Here is a 16,800-nt window from a genome sequence, read left to right on the forward strand (position 1 = left end):
CCTCGGCGTTGCTCAGGCGCCCTCGAGTCTGGCGATCTCCTGGCGCATCAGGTCCGCCGGCTGTATCCCTGCCGCGTCCGCGGCGATCAGCATCGACAGCACCGCCCGGTGCTCCTCCAGGGCGCGCTCCTCGCCGGCCGTGCGCTCCAGACGGGTGGCCCGCATCCACTGGGCGGCGGCCGCCCGCTCCAGCACCTCACCGGCCCCGGGCTGCGCCGCGGCCCGGCGGTAGTGGGCAGCGGCGTCCTGGAGCCTCGGGTGCGAGGCCGTGCGCCGGGCCAGCAGTGCGGAGGCCAGGGCGCGGTACCACCAGGCGTACGCGGCCAGTTCGGGGTCGGCCGCGGCCCGGGCCGCGGCGCCCAGCATCCAGTCCGCCTCGTGCAGATCGGCGACCGTGCCGTCGGCGCGGAAGCGTTCGAGGTAGGCGTGGCCCAGCAGGGCCCGGCGGCGCGGGAGTTCGGGATCGTCCGCCGCCGTCTCGTCGATCGCACCGCGCAAGGCCCGTACGGCCGCGTGAATGTCGGCGGCGGAGTTCTTGTCCACACCGCGCTCGGTCAGCTGCCTGCCCAGCGAGGTGAGCACCACGGCACGGCTCGGGTCGTGCCAGGGCAGGAGCGGCACGGCCTCCGTCCAGGCCGCCACCGCCGAGTCGCGGTGCGCCCAGCCGCCGGTGGAGGCATAGCGCTGCTCCAGGACGCGGGCCATCCGCAGCAGGATGTCGGCCTGCACCTCCTCGTCCTTGCCGACGTGCTGGCGCGCCTGGTCCAGGGCCTGGAGGATGCGCAGCCTGTCGTCGTCGTCCGGGTTCTCGTGGGCGAACTCGATGGCGTCCGCGTAGTCCAGCCAGGCGCGGCAGAGCTCCGGCTGCGCGATGGCGTCCCAGTCGAGCCCGTCGATGCCCGCGTGCAGATCCTTGTCGGCCCGGTCGGCGAAGGCCCGGGAGGCGATCCGGTCCTCCTCGTCGGTGGCCCTGGGCACGGGGCCCTCGCCCCGGTAGTGGCGGGCCAGTTCGAGCAGGATGCCGCCCTTGACGAGCAGCGCGGACTCCCGGTTCTCGTCGGCCAGCAGCAGTTGTACGACTCCGAGTGCGCACTGCAGCGTCTCGGTGAACCAGTCCTCGGGCCGGACCGGGCCGCGCAGCCCGTACGGAGCGCCCGTCACGGCGAGTCGCCGCAGCACCCGGATCCGGTCGGCCGCCGCGGCTTCCCTGAGGACCCGCACGGCGTCGGGCCGCGGCGGGTCCTCGGTCAGCTCGGCGAGGCCGGCATCGGCCGTCGCCAGCAGGATCGCCGCCACCAGGCCCGTGTCGTCGGGCGCGGCGGCCGCCTGGACCCGTACCCACTCCGGCATCAGGCGGGGGCTGAGCCGGCCCGCCTGCACCTCGTCGGCCATCGCCTCGAGGACGTGCGCGAGCGTCAGATGGGCCCCCGGTTTCCCGTTGAGCGCGTTCTGGGCGGCGTCCAGGGCCTCGCGCAGGTCCTCGGGCAGCGGCCGCACCAGCCAGCGGCGCAGCATGGCCTCGGCCAGCTCCCCGTACAGCGCTGCCCGTTGAGCAGTGCGGCGTTCGGCTTGTGTGGCCGAGCCGAGCAGTCGGATCGCCTCGTCCAGGTCGCGTACGGTGCCGTACTCGCCGAAGTGCGTCAGACAGGCGCGGGCCTGCGCCACCAGGCCCGCCGGGCCGTCCTTCGGCAGACCGCCCGGCGGCGAGGCCGGCTCCGTGCCGCCGAGCCGCCGCAGCACCTGCGCCGAGACCTGCGCGAACGCCCACTGGCTGTGGCCGGCGGGAGCGGCGTGGGGCAGTGGGTGCGGGTCCACCGAGCCGGCCAGGAAGGCGGCGGCCAGGGCCGGGAAGTTGCGCACGGTGCGCCCGTAGCGCGACTCGACGTACTCGGAGCAGTGCTTCAGGACCAACGCCGCGCTGCTGGCGCCCAGTTGGCCGAGCAGCTCCTCACGGACGCCGTCCAGGAAGGCGTACGCCGGTCCGCCCTCCCGCTCGTCCGGGCCGTGGCCGTCCCGCCGCAGCAGCCCGCTGAGCAGGACCTCCGCCAGCACGTCGGGGCCGCTGCGCACCAGCATGGCGCGCTGGACGAGCTGCATCACCGGTAGCACCAGCGGGACCGCGGAGAGATACACGGCGAGCTGAGTGGCGGCGGGCGATGCGGTCCTGCGGAAGGTCCGTACGCGCTCGGGGGCCGCGATGTCCTGTGCCGTACGGGACGGGCTCGCGGCGGCCCTGTGGCGGGCCCGCACAAGACCGGCTGCCGCGTTCAGCGACTGCCCCGTCGCGCCGGCCACCAGCCGTGTCCAGGCCTCGAACGAGGAGCGGCGCAGCGCCAGCACCGGAACCGGTATGCCCCACTCCACAGCGCCCTGCGGGGCGAAGTGCGGGGTGAACTCCAGCCGTCCGACCGGTCCTTCGCGCCTCCGCAGCAGCCCGGGCTGCGCGGGCAGATGCGTACGCCGCCACATCCGCTGCGGCAGCGGCTGCACGACGGCGACCGGCGCGGTCGAGGCCCAGGTGTGCAGCAGCCGCTGCATCCGGCCGCCGCGCCACATCGGGCCCGCGCAGTCGCTGAGCACCACGGTCAGCTGCCGTCCGGTGGGGTCGCCGAGCTGGGCGGGGGTCGGCTCGTCCTCGCGCAGGTGGTGCACGGCGACCTCGCGGAAGGCCCCGGCGCGCTCGCAGACCTGCCGCAGCTCGTCAAGGGCCTTGTCCCACACGACATTCGACGAGGAGACGTCCATGACCAGGGCGAGCCGCGCCTCGCGCCGCCGGACCGTGCGCAGCACCGGCACCACCAGGCCGGTGTCTGCTGCCCGGTCGGCTGTCGCGACCTCGTCGATCTCGCGGCGGACCAGGCGCATGGGCGGCCGGTACCGCTGCAGGGGCCGCAGCGAACGCTGGAGCGCGAGCGGGTCCGGCAGCGCGGCGGCGGCGGGCACGGGAACCCTGCGCATGCCGGTGGCCGGTACGCCGCCGGGCACGCCGCCCGACTGCGCGGGACCGAAGAGGCCGACGCGGGGCCGTGGCGGCGGCCCGGCCGGGAACAACGAGGGCGCATGCCCCGGCACGGCCTCCACGGGCGGGCGGTCCACTGGCGGCGGCCCGACGGGACCCGCTCTCTCGGGGCCCGGCCGCCGGGAGGCCACGGGCGGCACGAACCGCGACAGCCACAGGGCGTCCGCCAACTCCTCGGCGGTCGGCTTCAGTTCCACCTCACGCAGCCGCGCGACGAGGGCGGTCAGAGCCGGTGCGGCGGCGGGCCGCGGGGCCGGGGTCACAGGTCAGCGCTGCCGGGTGTCGAGGGGACGTATCAGCAGCTCGGCCAGCTCCTCGCGCCGCCCCGTGTCCGCGCGTACCGCGTGCTGGGTGAGATAGATGGCGTTGAGCAGCTGGTCGGTCGGGCGCAGTTCGCCGTCTCCGTCGTCCCGCGTGAACTGCCCGATCAGATCGAGGTTCTGCTCGTCCGCCCCGGCCCCGAAGTGGGCCTGCACCATCGCCGCGAGCCGCTCGTCGCGCGGCGGGTCGAGGTGCAGATGGATGCAGCGGCGCAGCAGCGGGGCGGGGAAGTCGCGCTCTCCATTGCTGGTCATCACCACGAAGGGGAAGGCGTGGCAGCGCACCCTGCCGTCCCGCACGGGCACCCGGCGGCCGTCGTCGGTGAGCACCTGCACCTCGTCGTGACCCGGCCGGTCGGCCATCCGCTCCAGCTCGGGGAGGGCGAACTCGCCCTCCTCCACCACGTTCAGCAGGTCGTTCGGCAGATCGATGTCGCTCTTGTCGAGCTCGTCGATGAGCAGCACCCGGGGCCGCTCGGCAGGCAGCAGCGCGGTGCCGAGGGGCCCGAGCCTGATGTAGCGGCCGATGTCGTCGGACCCCCGCTCGGCGAGCTGGGCGTCCTGGAGCCGGCCGATGGCGTCGTAGGTGTAGAGCCCGTCCTTGAGCTCGGTGCGGCTGACGATGGGCCACTGGAGGACCCGGCCGAGCCCCAGTTCGTAGGCGATGGAGTGGGCGAGCGTGGACTTGCCGGAGCCGGGCTCGCCGGTGACGAGGAGCGGCCGCCGCAAGTACAGGGCGGCGTTGATCAGTTCGAGCGCTTCGGCGTCCTGGGCGGGCGGGGCCTCCACACGCGCGCCGAGCCGCCGCGTCGACGAGCTGTCGATCGGCGGGGCCGGGTCGGGCAGCGGCTCTCCGGAGAAGGCGCGCCACGGGGGCGGGGGCGGCAGCCTGCGGATCCGGTCGGGATCCGGTGCGCCGACGCCTCGGTAGATCAGCCAGTCGTCCATCGCTCGCTCCCTAGGTCCTGTGGGACCCGTGGCGGACCATGTGGGGGACATTTACCCACCGTCCCGCCGTCCCAGACTGCATTTTCCGGGGGACGGTTCCCGGACCCCCCGGCCGGAAACACGGGTCGGCCACGGTGCCCGGCGCGGACACCGCGAGGCGCATGCGAGTACCCCGGCGGCGGCCTCTCATGGGGAATCCACCGGTCCGGTGTCGTCGGCGGGCAGAGGGCGGCTCGGGTCGTCGTAGAGCATGGCCACCCCTTCCGCCCAGTGCCGGCTGTTCCTCGATCCGCTGATGTCGTCTCTGATACGGCGCAACCGGTCGGGTAACTCAACGGCGGCCGCGGTCTGTCCGAGCAGCTGGGCAGCGCCCTGGTGCAGTTCCTCGCAGAACTCCGTACAGCCGTGGTCGGGATGGCCGTCCGTGTGCCACAGGGCGATGCCGAGTCCGGCCTGGAGTGCCATCCCGATGGCTCTTCGCCCGACGCCGCTGCCTGCGGGCCTGCACAGGACGGGCACGGCGGACGGCGGCATGTCCTCGAAGTGCCGTGGTCGTGGGACCTGTCGCTGCGGCGGGGTGCGGCAGGCCGTGAGCGCATCGGAGGCCAGTAAGCCCTCCCAGCGGCGCTGCCACAAGGCGTCCGGTTTCCCTCGTCTCGCGAGGTCGCGCAGCACCACCATTCTCCGTACGCCGACATACGCCGGATGGTGCAGCCTGGCCATCTCGGTGAGCTGCCAGCGGTGTACGGCGGTGTCGAAGTGGTCGACAGGCAGGGCGACTTCGAGGGGTGCGGGGGCACCGGGCGAGTCGACGGACGCGAAGACCTCGTCCAGCGGGCCGCGCAGCTTCTGGACGAGCTGTTCGGGCGGAACACCGTCGCCGGTCTGCTCCTCGTGCAGCGGCTCGTTCACGTCCTGGCCGTCGTCGACGCGGATGCGCCAGTAGAAGCGGACGGTGCGGGCGTCGCAGACGGGCTCCAGCTCGACGATGACAACGGCGGACCCGTCGCCGGGCCGCGGGTAGCGGACGACTATCCGGTCCTGCCCGTCGGGTGTGCGCGCATGGACGAGCCCCGGCGGCAGGGTGGCCTCGGTGACCACGGTGTGCACGATACGAGGCACGTCCTGGAGCCGGTGGGCCACCCAGTCGGCGAGCGCCACGGGGTCGCCGCCGCGGCTGCGCTCGTACTCCACCACCAGCTGGAGGTAGTGCAGCGCGGCGATGGCGGCGACGGGCTGCCCCGCCTCGTACAGCAGGCCGTGTCCGTCGCGCCAGCTGCGCGGCAGCAGCTGGCCGGGCGGCGAAGCGACGCCGCCGCGAGCCTTCTTGGCGAGCTCGACGACGGGCCGGATGGCGGCGGGCGGATGCACGGCGGCAAGCAGGAACAGCGCCTCGCGGCGGTCGCGGGGGCTCCACTGGTCGCCACCCGTGTGCAGGCCGGCGCCGGGTAACTGGTGCTGGCGCTCGATCCAGTTGTGCCCCGTGACCTTCGGGGACTGACCGTGCCAGCGGTCGTGCGCGGCCATGAGGACCTGGTACGTGGGCCCGAACCGGCGCATTGCGGTGGCCGCGATGGCCATGCCGCCGTCCCTGCCGACCCGGCGGGACTTGAGGATGCCGACGACGGCGCCGGTGTGGGCATCGAGCACCGGGGATCCAGAGCCGCCCTTGGGGAACTCGGCCTCTGGCCGAAATCGCATGCCGTAGTCGTCGTCGAAGCCGTTGATCCTGGCCGCGGCCTTCCAGCGCACGGCCCGCCGTACGGAATCCTCCTCGGGCCGGTAGCCCTGGACGATCCCGCGGCCGCCGGGGTACTCGGTACGGTCGGTGAGCCAGACGCACTCGTGCTCGACGCCGGACTCGACGAGGCGTACGAGGGCGAGATCCTGCTCGACCGGCACGCGCTGCTCGGCGCGCGGCTCGCCGTCGAGCAGCCAGCACTCCAGGCGGGCTGCGAGCGGTTCGCCGTCGTTGACCTCGCTGCCACTGAGGTGGAAGGTCCGGGTCCGGTCGCCCTTGAGATGGGGGGCGAGTACGTGTGCGCAGGTCAGGACCCAGCCGGGCGCGACGAAGAAGCCGCTGCCCCACATGCTGGCGTCCTGGTGGGCGGAGGTAAAGTGAACGGTTGCCGCGCGGGTGAGGGCATCGATGACGGAATCGGAGTCGGTCATGTCGTGTCTGGGTGAGGCTGGTACGTGAGCTGATGCGCGGGCGGCACCGTGGGCGGGCCGGTGGCCTGATCCGTGCGCTGATCCGTGCTCTGCTGATCCGTGCGCCGGTCCTTGAGCTGCCAGGTGAGGGTGACCTGGACGGATGCCTTGGCCTCCCCCGCTGCGAGCACGGCGAGGGCGACCCCCGACTTGGCGGTCAGCTCGACGCCGAAGGAGACGCTCGCCTCGTCGGGCCCGACGGCGGCCGCGGCCTCGAGTACGGAGGCGCCGACGTCCGTGATCAGCTGCTGCAGCTGCTGGACCTTGGCGGTGGCGTTCTCGACGAAGCCGACGTCCTCGTCGTCCTCGCCGTATCCACCGCCAGGAGTGGAGAGCCGGGCGAGCACGACGGCTCCCCCGGGGAGTTCTATCTGCTGGACGCGTCCGTTCACGGCTGTCCCCCTCTTGGCGGTCGACCGCCAATGCACCCGAGGCGACGACGTTACTGGCCTGCCCGGTTGCAGGCGAGAGCCGGAAGTCGCCGTAATCTGGAGAGTCTGAAGAGTTTGGGTTCCATCCGTACCAGGAGCATGTCTTGTACTTCACCGATCGCGGCATCGAGGAGCTGGAGAAGCGACGCGGCCAGGAGGAGGTCACCTTCGAGTGGCTCGCCGAGCAGCTGCGTACGTTTGTCGACCTGAACCCCGACTTCGAGGTCCCGGTGGAGCGGCTGGCGACGTGGCTGGCGCGGCTGGACGACGAGGACGAGGACGAGTAGTACGGCGGGGACGAGCGACGCCGAGGGGCAGGTAGGCCCTCCTAGGCCCTTCGCTCGCGCAGCCGGTCGTACGCAAGACCCAGCACCCCGTGCGCCATCAGCACCGCCCCCGCCACCGCCCAGCCGCCGCTGCGCCGCCGCAGCCCCCACACCGCCAGCGGCACCCCGGCCGCCAGCTGGGCGGCTCCCAGCAGTCGGGCCTTCGGGCCGCGGAGCCATGGACCGAGCGGGCCCCCCTCGACCACGTCGAGTTCCGCCCGTACGGCGTCGCGCCAGCCCGACCACTCCACCGGCTCGGCGCCCAGCGCACGGGCGACCGATCGCAGCCGGTCGGCCGATTCACCCGGCGTCATGCCCATGGGCAGATACAGGCCGTCCCGCGCGAGGACGGCGATCAGCCCGAGCAGCCGGGTCCGCGCGTCCGACCCCGGGTCGGGGAGCGTGAGCGGCTCCAGCGCCTGCATGTCGAGTACGGGATCGAGGCCGAGGCGGGCGGCGAAGGTGCGCATCGCCTCGTCCTCGCCGACCGGCGTGCCGTCCGCGAGCCAGGTGTAGCCGACGGGCCTGCGGAAGCCGGACGCGAGGGTGAATCCGGCGCGGTCGCCGTCCCACCACAGGGCGAGCACCGGCCAGTTCACGCCGACGGCGAGTGCCGCCGCCCAGCCCGCGAGCACCCGGTCGACCGGTTCGCCGCCGTCCAGCCAGGGCTTTCCCTCCGGGACGAGCATGCTCCAGTTCTGGCCGGCCGGGATGAGGAGCTGCTGCTCGCGGAGCAGATGGGCGGGGGGTCGTACGACGGCGGGCTCGGCCCGGCAGAGCAGCAACGCACCCACGGATGTCGCGTTCATGCGCCTTACGCTAGGCCAATTTGTGCCCGTATGACCGCTCATGGGCGACGACGCCAGCACCCGGTGCCCCGCCCGATACCCCGCCCATATACCCCGTCATAGCGCTTGACATCCTGCAACCGCGATATATCGTGTTGAGCATAAGACGCGATATGTTGCGTCACAGCCCGCCCAGGGAGGTCTGCATCATGTCCGAGTGGTCCGTCTCAGAGCCGAAGAAGCTCACCTTCGACGACCCCGTGACGGCACTCAATGTGCGCATCGTCAACGGAACGGTCAACGTCGTTGGCACGGACGAAGGTTCCGCCCGCCTTGAGATCACCGAGATCGACGGACCTCCGCTGATCGTCACGCAGCAGGGCTCCACACTCACCGTCGCGTACGAGGACCTGCCCTGGAAGGGCTTCCTCAAATGGCTCGACCGCAAGGGCTGGCACCGCAGCGCGGTGGTCTCCCTCGCCGTGCCGGCCGGCTCGTCCGTCGAGGTCGGCGTCGTCGGCGCGGGCGCGGTCATCTCGCGGATCCAGGGGACGACGGCCGTACGCGGCGTCAGCGGCGACACCACGCTGGTCGGGCTCTCCGGCGCGGTCCGCGCCGACACGGTCTCCGGGAACCTGGAGGCCCAGTCCGTCACCGGCGATCTGCGCTACAACTCCGTCTCCGGCGATCTGACCGTGATCGAGGGCGCCGGCTCCTCCGTACGGGCCGAGTCGGTCAGCGGCGACATGGTCATCGACCTGGACCCCGCGGGGAAGCCGACGGACATCCGGCTGACCACGGTCTCGGGCGAGGTCGCGATCAGGCTGCCGCACCCCGCGGACGCGCAGGTCGAGGCGAACACCGCGAGCGGTGCGGTCTCCAACGCCTTCGACGATCTGCGGGTCAGCGGCCAGTGGGGCGCGAAGAAGATCACCGGCACGCTGGGGGCGGGCACGGGCAAGCTGAAGGCGACGACGGTGTCGGGCTCGATCGCGTTGCTGCGCCGACCGCCGGCGGAGGACGACCCGCACGACGCGGCTCCCGCAGGAAAGGTGCTCTGACATGGCTCCCGTCTTCGCTCATGGACGTCTGCGCCTGTACTTGCTGAAGCTCCTGGACGAGGCGCCGCGCCATGGCTACGAAGTGATCCGGCTGCTGGAGGAGCGTTTCCAGGGCCTGTACGCGCCTTCGGCGGGCACGGTCTACCCGCGGCTGGCCAAGCTGGAGGCCGAGGGTCTGGTCACCCACGCCACCGAGGGCGGCCGCAAGGTCTACTCGATCACCGACGCGGGCCGCGAGGAGCTGGCCGGTCGCAGCGGTGAACTGGCCGATCTGGAACTGGAGATCCGCGAGTCCGTCTCCGAGCTGGCCGCGGAGATCCGCGACGACGTGCGCGGTGCGGCGGGCAAGCTGCGCAGCGAGATGCGCGCGGCGGCGTCGCAGACCCAGAAGGCGACCGGAACGGAGGACTGGGGGGCGGCGAAGGAGGAGCTGCGCCGCGCCAAGCAGGAGTGGAAGGAGCAGGCGCGCCGCGCGAAGGACGAGTCGCGCCGGGCCCGCGAGGACGCACAGCAGGCGCGCCGCCAGGCGAAGGAGGCGCAGGAGTCGGCCCGCCGGGAGATGCAGCGCATCGCCAAGCAGGTCCAGGAACAGGTTCAGGACCACTTCGCGCGGGGCGACTGGCCGACGGGCGTGCGGGAGGGCCTGTCGGAGCTGACCACCCAACTGGGCGGCCTGGCGCGGAGCACGGCGTGGCCGCCGTACTCCAAGCCGGACCCCGCCGAGGAGCCCCCGGAGTGGGCGAAGGCCCCCCTGCCCGCGGACGACCCGGCCCGCGCCCTGGACCGCCTGCTCGACCGCTTCCGCGACGACATCCGTGACGCGGCGAGGGACCACGGCGTGACGGAGGACCAACTGGGCGAGGCCCGCCGCCACTTGTCAACGGCGGCGGCGCATATCGGCGCGCTGCTGCGGAAGCCGGAGGCGTAGCCGGCGCGCGAGGGTCCGGGGCGCGGGGGTCCGGGGTGCGGGTCCATCGCGGGGCGCGGGGGTCCGGGGTGCGCCCGGGCCCAGGTTGCGCGGTTCGCCCGCGAAACCCACCACAGGCAGCGATCACCAACGTCCCCTGGCCCAGGCAGGCCACGAACGCGGTGCCGCCGCGCCGGGCTCGTGTCCTGGACCGCGCTGCATTCGCTATGCGGCTCCGCCGCGTGGTCACCGCGCTTCGCGCGAGTTGCGCCGCCTTACGGCTGCGAGCCGCTTGAGCTTGCCCCGCATCGGCTCGGTCTGCTGCGGCTGCACTCCCATGCCCAGCGCCTCACACACCTCCCGCACCTTCACCGGCTGCCCGCCCTTGCCCTCCACGGCACGCAGGATCCGCCGGTGGTTTCCGGCAGGGTGAAGTTCACCCTGCCGGAAACATTGCCCGCAGCGCGGCGGTGAATACCAGGCTGAAGCCGCCGTCGCCGTCCGCACCTTCGCCTGCGGCCGGCCGGAGAAGTCCTCGTCACTCCACTGCTCGTCCAGCCGGTCCCGTACCCATGTCGCCGTCGTGCCACCGGGATTGCTCGCCCGCACCACCCGCGCGGTCCGGGGCGGAATCCGCGCACCAGAGTGGGGATGGAGGGGCACCGGCTCACCTCAGGGACGACGGTTGTCCCTCGAAACCGGCATGAGCATGCCCAGCGATCACGTAGTTCCGTCCGGGAATCTCAAGGCCCCCTACAGGACCCATCTCTGATGGCTCATCAGTTTCTTCTGTTGCCTGCAACCCTCTTTCACTGTCATGTGAACTGTGAAATTGTACGGTCACACTTTCCGCGGCCATGACAGCTCCGGGAGTGCCCAACTTCCGTTGCCATCACGGTCCGCACCCCCCACCGCCGTGCCCCACGCACGGCAGCCGACCGGCCTGGAGGCCATCGCTATGCGCCGACCCCCCACCCTCAGGAAACTCGTCCAACTGCTGATACCTACCGTGGCCGCCGCCGGCCTGGGGCTCACCATGCTCGCCCCCAATGGCACGGCGGCCCCGGCCGGAGCCGGGGCACCCAAGCCCGCACCGAGGTCGGCCCCCGCCCCACAGCCCGCCTCCGCCACCGTGCTTGCCGCCGATCTCGCACCCGGACACGCCGTCGACCCCGCGCGATCGGCCACGAAGACCTCGAACCCCGCGCAACGCCCTCCGCTCCCCGCGGCCCAGAACTCCGCAGAGCGCAAGAAGGCCCGCTCTGCGGCGAAGGCCGCGGCGGACTGCAACGTCAGCGACTTCACCTCGAAGACCGGCGCTGCCCTGGTCGAGCAGATCAAGCAGTCGGAAACCACCTGCATCAACACGCTGTTCAGCGTGACCGGTGAGGACTCCAAGGCCCTCTTCCGCGAGGAACAGATGGTCACGGTGGCGAACGCACTCAAGGATGTCGCGACCAACTACCCGGGGGACAACAGCACTTTCGCAACCCAGGTGGTGCTGTACCTGCGCGCCGGCTACTACATCCAGTACAACCAGCCGGAGAACGTCGGCGAATACGGCCCGACGCTGAAGAGCGCCATTCAGGGCGCCCTGGATGCCTTCTTCGGCTCGTCCCACGCCTTCGACGTCACCGAGGCCAACGGAGAAACCCTGGCCGAGACGGTCACCCTGATCGACAGCTCCGGAGAGAACGCCCGCCACCTCGACGTGGTCAAGCGTCTGCAGAAGGACTACAACTCGTCGTACGACGAGTTCTACGGGATGGTCGCGGCGGTCAACAACACCTACACCGTGCTGTTCCGCGGCCACCAGCTACCGGAGTTCGCGGAAGCCGTGCAGGCCGACCCGAGCGTCCTCACCGGACTACGTGACTTCGCCGTCGCCCACGACGATCTGCTCGGCACCGACAAGTCCTACCTGGCCAGCAACGCCGGACGCGAACTCGCTCGCTTCCTGCAGCACGCCGGCCTCAAGGACACCGTCAAGCCGTTGGTCAAGGAGCTGCTCGGCCGCAGCGAGATCACTGGGCGCACCGCCCCGCTCTGGGTCGGCCTCGCCGAGATGACGGGCGAGTACGACAAGGAGAACTGCGCCGAGTACGACACCTGTGACCTGCAGAACCGAGTGCGCGACGCCGTGCTGACGATCAAGCACGAATGCGGTCCGAGCGCGAAGATCCTCGCGCAGGAGCTGACCGCGTCCGAACTCTCGGCCACCTGCGACAGCATCCTCAAGCAGGACCCGGTCTTCCACAACATCGTCAAGGACAACGGCCCGGTCAAGGACGACAACAACACCAGCATCGAGATCGTCGCCTTCAACTCCAGCGCGGACTACAAGACCTACGCCGGTGTCGTCTTCGGCATCGACACCAACAACGGCGGCATGTACCTGGAGGGCGACCCGGCCGCTGAGGGCAACCAGCCGCGCTTCATCGCCTACGAGCAGCGGGCCGAGGACGGCGCCTTCCAGATCTGGAACCTCAACCACGAGTACACCCACTACCTCGACGGCCGCTTCGACATGTACGGCGACTTCGCAGCCGGGCAGACCACCCCGACCGTGATGTGGGTCGAGGGCTTCGCCGAGTACGTCTCCTACTCGTACCGCGGCGTCACCTACGACAGGGCGATCGAGGAGGCGGGCAAGAACACCTACAAGCTCAGCCAGCTCTTCGGGACCACCTACGAGAACGCCGACACCACCCGCATCTACCAGTGGGGCTATCTGGGCGTCCGCTACATGCTCCAGTCGCACCCCGAGGACGTGGCCACCCTGCTCGGCCACTACCGCGCAGGCGAGTACGACGCGGCCCACAGCCTGCTCCGCGACACCATCGGCACCAAGTACGACGCCGACTTCGCCGACTGGCTGAGCAAGTGCGCCGGTGGCGACTGCGGCCAATTGCCGGCCCGGAGCGCCCGGTGACCGGGGCCTCGGTCACCGGCAAGAACTGAGCCAGCAGAGCCTGGTGTCCCGCGCATCGTTCGTGCGCGGGACACCAGGCTTCTCAACTCTCCGGCGCAGACCGGCTCGGTTCGGGCCCCGCTCGTCCTGGCGAACATCGAGGTCCAGAGGTGACAGACGATCACCTGCCGCCGATCACGCCCACGGCCGGCACGAGTACGCCACTCCCGCCCCCACTCCAGCCCCGTGACCTGCGAAATCAGGATGGCATCTTCTCGGTGCGCCCGGCACCGTGAAGCCGCCGCAATGGGGGCTCGGGGGCGCCAGCCCCCGGCACCCCGTCCGGGCCCGCGCCCGCGGCCCGCGCCTGCGGCGAGAAGCTGCCGCCCAGAGGTGCGGGAGCGGCCAGCGGCGAGAAGCTGCCGCCAGCGGGGCCGTGGGGGCGTCAGCCCCGCACACCCCGCCCTGGCCCGCACCTGCGGGCTGCGGGCTGCGGGCTGCGGGCTGCGGGCTGCGGCGCGAAGCTGCCGCTCGGGGGCCCGGGGGCGAAGCCCCCAGGCCCCCGTCAGGGTTTCGGGAAGGGGCGGGGTGGGGGAAACAGCCCCGCCCGCATCGGTCCCGGCCCACCCGCGGCGGGAAGCAGCCGCTTCGGGTGTGGGGCGTTCAGCCCCCGAACCTGCCTAGAGGGCCTGGGGGTGTCCCCCAGTTCCGGGAAGGGGCGAGGTGGGGAACACCCCCCTCACCCCGCCCGCGCCGCCCCACCCCCAAACATCACCCTCTCCACCGCCTCATACGTCGCCCCATGCTCCGCCAGCACATCCGCCACCACCCCCGGCCGCGCCGTCAGCGCCAGCAGCAAATGCTCGCCCCCGATATGCCGGTCGCCCCGACCCACCGCGATGCGGAGCGACTTCACCAGCGTGTCCTTCGCCGAGGGGCTGAAGGCCCGGTGCCCCGACCACCACCGCTTCGACTTGGGACCCACCTGCAGCGCCCCCGCCCCATGCGTCTGCTCGACCTTCGAGACGATCTCGGCGACGTCGATCCCGAGCCCCGCGAGGGCTTCTTCGTCCGCCCGGGACAGACCCCCGCGCCGCCGCGCGTCCGCGAGCGCGTTCTCCACCGAGCCGCGCCGGTCGGTGATCCCGAGGGACGCGAAGGCGAACGCCGTCCGGGTCCCTTCCTGGTCGAGCATGGCCAGTAGCAGATGCTCCTCGGTGGTGGAGTCCGCGCCCGCCCGTTCCGAGTGTTCTACCGAGCCCGTGACGACATCACGGGCGTCCTTGGTGAAGCGCTCGAACATCACTGCCTCCCGTACTTCTTGTGCACGGCCTGTCGGCTGACTCCCAGCTCGGCCGCAATCTCCTGCCACGACCAGCCCTGGTTGCGGGCACTGCGCACCTGCACGGCCTCGAGCTGCTCAAGAAGGCGCCGCAGCGCGGCGACGGCTCGCAGCCCGACCCGCGGGTCGCGGTCGCCCGCCCGCTCGGCGAGATCGGTTGCTTCGGTCATGCATGTCAACCTACATTGACAGTTATCCACAGTCAACCCCGGTTGACAACATCTCGCCGTACCGTGGTCCTGTGATCGATTTCCGTACGTCCGCACCCGTGACCGGCAGCCTCGATGTCCAGTGGCACGCCGGCTGGCCCTCCCCGAAGCACGACCCCGCTCCGGAGATACAGGTGCATGCCTACTCCGAACACACCGTGATCCTGCGGCAGAACAAGTCCGTGCACTTCGAAGCCCCGTTCCTCTTCCTGCTGTTCGGGAACGAACGGGCGCTGCTGCTGGACACCGGCGCGACCCCGGACTCCGCCTACTTCCCCCTGCGCGCCACCGTCGACGCGCTGATCGAGCAGTGGCTGTCCCGCCATCCCCGCCGGGATTACGGGCTGGTGGTCGCACACACGCACGGCCACAGCGACCACATCGCGGGCGACCCCCAGTTCACGGACCGGCCGCACACCGAGGTCGTCGGGCCGTCGCTCGGCGAGGTTCGGGAGTTCTTCGGGCTGACGGACTGGCCGGACGGCCACGCCGAACTGGACCTCGGCGGGCGGGTGCTCGACCTGGTGCCCGGGCCCGGACACCAGGAAGCGGCCGTCGTCTTCCACGACCGGCACACCGGGCTGCTGCTGACCGGCGACTCCCTCTACCCCGGCCGGCTGTACGTCCAGGACGCCGAGGTGTTCGCCGCCACCGTCGACCGGCTGCTCGCCTTCTGCGAGACCACCCCGGTCACCCACATCCTCGGCTGCCACATAGAGATGACGAGAACCCCGGACAAGGACTACCCCCGCGGCACCACCCACCAGCCGGATGAGCCCCCGCTCCAGCTGACGACCGCGCATCTGCGGCGGCTGCGCGACGCCCTCGCCGAACACAGGGCCCACAACGGGGACTTCATCGTGGTGTACGGGGACTGACGGTGACCGTGATCCGCGCGCCGGGCAGCGCCGGCACCCGCACCGTGCACGCCCTGCCCGCGGGCACCGTCCGGGTGTCCGCCCACGCCGGGCCGTCCAGGGCGATACGCCAGCCGGACGCGCTCGGCGGCAGCGAGATCTCCGTCGCGCCGTGCCGCCCGTGCGCCCGGTACACCAGGCGGAACGTCCCGGACCCCGGGTCGTACGTATCGGCCACGACCCGCCCCGCGACGGCTGCCGCGTACGGCGCCGCGGTCTGTTCCTTGTTCGTACGGAAGAGACCGCGCTCGTCAACGGCGCAGTAGCCGCCGCCGTAGCACCAGACATAGCCCGCCCAGCCGGAGCTGTAGCGGCTCAGGGATGCCAGTGCCTCGCGGTAGAAACGGGCCATGTTCGGAAGGGAGTTGTTCAGGGGACCCCACTCCCCCACCACCACCGGGATCCGCTGTTCCTGCGGGTATGCGGTGACGGCCGCCTCGTACGACTCGATCCAGCCCGCCGACGGGTCGTAGTCCGCCCCCGCCTCCATCGCGGCGTTGTAGAAGTGCGGTGCGTAGACGACTTTCGGGTCCTCGATCCTGCCGAGACCCGTCGGGACTCCCTCGCCCACGATCGGGGTCGGCTCGACGAAGATCCAGTTGCCGCCGTCGGCCGAACGGACCGCGTCCGCAAGCCGGTTGTACATCGGCGTGAGCTGATCGCGCTCGATGCGCCGGGCCGCGGTGGGCAGGTCCTCGCCCGCGCGCAGCTCACCCATCGGCTCATTGATCAGGTCGTAGCCCAGTACGGCCGGGTGGTGCTCGAAGCGGTCGGCGAGCACCCGCCACATCCGCGCCTGCGCGCGCCGCAGGTCCTCGTCCTCGTAGAGGTGAGTGAACGCCCGCTGCACAGCCGGTTCGAAGTACTCGGCGAACCAGTCGTCCGGGTGCGGGGTGAAGGGCAGCCCATCGGTCCGGGTCGCCCACTCAGGTACGCCGCGATGCCCGAAGGCCGGGCCGAAGACATCCTGGTGGGCGTCGATCAGCACCTGGATGTCGTATGCCTCGGCCCAGTCCAGAATCCGCTCGATCTTGCGCAGATACGCGGCGCTGTACCGGCCTTCGCGGGGTTCGAGGTCGTCCCAGAAGACCAGCAGGCGGGCGAAGTTGAAGCCCTTGGCGCGCAGGTCCCGGAAGTGCTTCTCGGTGATGGCGGACAGGGCCGCCTCGCCGCGGTTCGTCTTGTCCTCGACGTTCCAGCCGCGCAGGGTCAGTGCCCGGCCGCGGTCGTCCGTGAGGCGGGGAATGGGGCGGGGATCGAGACGGGAATCGAGGCGGGACATGCCGACGGGATCACCCGGATCCGCGGCGGCGGGCGCCGCCGCGGACAGCACGAGAGTGCAGCAGACCGCCACAAGTGCCTGGATCGTTCGGCGTGTACGCATGGGACGGATCCCATCAGCGCACCTGA

At 71.6% G+C, this 16,800-nt stretch carries 14 protein-coding genes; 5 read left to right on the forward strand and 9 right to left on the reverse strand.

The annotated features are described in order from the left end of the window. Positions 1–12 precede the first annotated feature (12 nt). From OG729_RS13080 to OG729_RS13095, 4 genes are all read right to left on the reverse strand, one after another. The gene (locus tag OG729_RS13080; protein WP_405806150.1) at positions 13–3,282 is read right to left on the reverse strand and encodes an SAV_2336 N-terminal domain-related protein; all 3,270 of its coding nucleotides are present in this window, start codon (positions 3,280–3,282) and stop codon (positions 13–15) included. A gap of 3 nt (positions 3,283–3,285) precedes the next feature. Next, positions 3,286–4,287: a MoxR family ATPase gene (locus OG729_RS13085; RefSeq protein ID WP_360873292.1), complete on the reverse strand. Its 1,002-nt coding sequence runs from the start codon at positions 4,285–4,287 to the stop codon at positions 3,286–3,288. A gap of 186 nt (positions 4,288–4,473) precedes the next feature. Continuing rightward, on the reverse strand, positions 4,474–6,459 hold the full coding sequence (locus OG729_RS13090) for a trypsin-like peptidase domain-containing protein (RefSeq protein ID WP_405806152.1): 1,986 nt from the start codon (positions 6,457–6,459) through the stop codon (positions 4,474–4,476). Next, positions 6,456–6,890 carry a CU044_2847 family protein gene (locus tag OG729_RS13095; RefSeq protein WP_405806153.1) on the reverse strand — a complete coding sequence of 145 codons (435 nt, stop codon included), beginning with the start codon at positions 6,888–6,890 and terminating at the stop codon, positions 6,456–6,458. The genes OG729_RS13090 and OG729_RS13095 overlap by 4 nt, the downstream gene beginning before the upstream one ends. A 143-nt stretch (positions 6,891–7,033) precedes the next feature. On the opposite strand from OG729_RS13095, the gene OG729_RS13100 reads away from it, so the two are divergent. After that, positions 7,034–7,216, forward strand: a complete 183-nt coding sequence (locus OG729_RS13100) for a DUF6104 family protein (RefSeq protein WP_055509879.1) — start codon at positions 7,034–7,036, stop codon at positions 7,214–7,216. 41 nt (positions 7,217–7,257) lie between these two features. Here OG729_RS13100 and OG729_RS13105 read toward each other — a convergent pair whose 3' ends face one another. Further along, on the reverse strand, positions 7,258–8,064 hold the full coding sequence (locus tag OG729_RS13105) for a hypothetical protein (protein ID WP_405806154.1): 807 nt from the start codon (positions 8,062–8,064) through the stop codon (positions 7,258–7,260). 188 nt (positions 8,065–8,252) lie between these two features. Between OG729_RS13105 and OG729_RS13110 the strand changes: the two genes are divergently transcribed. Together OG729_RS13110 and OG729_RS13115 are read left to right on the forward strand one after the other, a co-directional pair. After that, the gene (locus OG729_RS13110) at positions 8,253–9,104 is read left to right on the forward strand and encodes a DUF4097 family beta strand repeat-containing protein (protein ID WP_404724147.1); all 852 of its coding nucleotides are present in this window, start codon (positions 8,253–8,255) and stop codon (positions 9,102–9,104) included. A 1-nt stretch (position 9,105) separates the two neighbouring features. Continuing rightward, the gene (locus OG729_RS13115) at positions 9,106–10,032 is read left to right on the forward strand and encodes a helix-turn-helix transcriptional regulator (protein WP_405806156.1); all 927 of its coding nucleotides are present in this window, start codon (positions 9,106–9,108) and stop codon (positions 10,030–10,032) included. Positions 10,033–10,257: 225 nt separating this feature from the next. On the opposite strand, the gene OG729_RS13120 is transcribed toward OG729_RS13115, so the two are convergent. After that, positions 10,258–10,674 (reverse strand): hypothetical protein, encoded by a 417-nt coding sequence (locus tag OG729_RS13120; RefSeq protein WP_405806157.1) that lies wholly within the window; start codon positions 10,672–10,674, stop codon positions 10,258–10,260. A gap of 295 nt (positions 10,675–10,969) precedes the next feature. Between OG729_RS13120 and OG729_RS13125 the strand changes: the two genes are divergently transcribed. Continuing rightward, complete coding sequence (locus tag OG729_RS13125) at positions 10,970–12,943, forward strand: collagenase (protein ID WP_405806159.1); 1,974 nt, start codon at positions 10,970–10,972, stop codon at positions 12,941–12,943. A gap of 718 nt (positions 12,944–13,661) precedes the next feature. On the opposite strand, the gene OG729_RS13130 is transcribed toward OG729_RS13125, so the two are convergent. Further along, positions 13,662–14,225 (reverse strand): Clp protease N-terminal domain-containing protein, encoded by a 564-nt coding sequence (locus tag OG729_RS13130; protein WP_360873316.1) that lies wholly within the window; start codon positions 14,223–14,225, stop codon positions 13,662–13,664. Further along, the gene (locus OG729_RS13135; RefSeq protein WP_018571396.1) at positions 14,225–14,434 is read right to left on the reverse strand and encodes a helix-turn-helix domain-containing protein; all 210 of its coding nucleotides are present in this window, start codon (positions 14,432–14,434) and stop codon (positions 14,225–14,227) included. Before OG729_RS13135 ends, OG729_RS13130 begins: the two co-directional genes overlap by 1 nt. 71 nt (positions 14,435–14,505) lie before the next feature. Here OG729_RS13135 and OG729_RS13140 point away from each other — a divergent pair, with 71 nt between their 5' ends. Beyond that, positions 14,506–15,351, forward strand: a complete 846-nt coding sequence (locus tag OG729_RS13140) for an MBL fold metallo-hydrolase (RefSeq protein ID WP_405806161.1) — start codon at positions 14,506–14,508, stop codon at positions 15,349–15,351. Here the strand turns inward: OG729_RS13140 and OG729_RS13145 are convergent. Continuing rightward, positions 15,329–16,774, reverse strand: a complete 1,446-nt coding sequence (locus tag OG729_RS13145; RefSeq protein ID WP_405806163.1) for a glycoside hydrolase family 5 protein — start codon at positions 16,772–16,774, stop codon at positions 15,329–15,331. The two genes, OG729_RS13140 and OG729_RS13145, sit on opposite strands and share 23 nt — an antisense overlap. Between the last annotated feature and the right edge of the window lie 26 nt (positions 16,775–16,800).

The sequence above is a fragment of the Streptomyces sp. NBC_00210 genome, from assembly GCF_045160975.1.
Taxonomy (GTDB): domain Bacteria; phylum Actinomycetota; class Actinomycetes; order Streptomycetales; family Streptomycetaceae; genus Streptomyces.

What these genes read in the sequence shown, in the direction of transcription:
- OG729_RS13110 (WP_404724147.1), top strand. Translation starts at nt 8,253, where the DNA reads ATGTCCGAGTGGTCCGTCTCAGAGCCGAAGAAGCTCACCTTCGACGAC.
- OG729_RS13125 (WP_405806159.1), top strand. Translation starts at nt 10,970, where the DNA reads ATGCGCCGACCCCCCACCCTCAGGAAACTCGTCCAACTGCTGATACCT.
- OG729_RS13145 (WP_405806163.1), bottom strand. Translation starts at nt 16,774, where the DNA reads ATGCGTACACGCCGAACGATCCAGGCACTTGTGGCGGTCTGCTGCACT.
- OG729_RS13115 (WP_405806156.1), top strand. Translation starts at nt 9,106, where the DNA reads ATGGCTCCCGTCTTCGCTCATGGACGTCTGCGCCTGTACTTGCTGAAG.
- OG729_RS13085 (WP_360873292.1), bottom strand. Translation starts at nt 4,287, where the DNA reads ATGGACGACTGGCTGATCTACCGAGGCGTCGGCGCACCGGATCCCGAC.
- OG729_RS13090 (WP_405806152.1), bottom strand. Translation starts at nt 6,459, where the DNA reads ATGACCGACTCCGATTCCGTCATCGATGCCCTCACCCGCGCGGCAACC.
- OG729_RS13135 (WP_018571396.1), bottom strand. Translation starts at nt 14,434, where the DNA reads ATGACCGAAGCAACCGATCTCGCCGAGCGGGCGGGCGACCGCGACCCG.
- OG729_RS13130 (WP_360873316.1), bottom strand. Translation starts at nt 14,225, where the DNA reads ATGTTCGAGCGCTTCACCAAGGACGCCCGTGATGTCGTCACGGGCTCG.
- OG729_RS13105 (WP_405806154.1), bottom strand. Translation starts at nt 8,064, where the DNA reads ATGAACGCGACATCCGTGGGTGCGTTGCTGCTCTGCCGGGCCGAGCCC.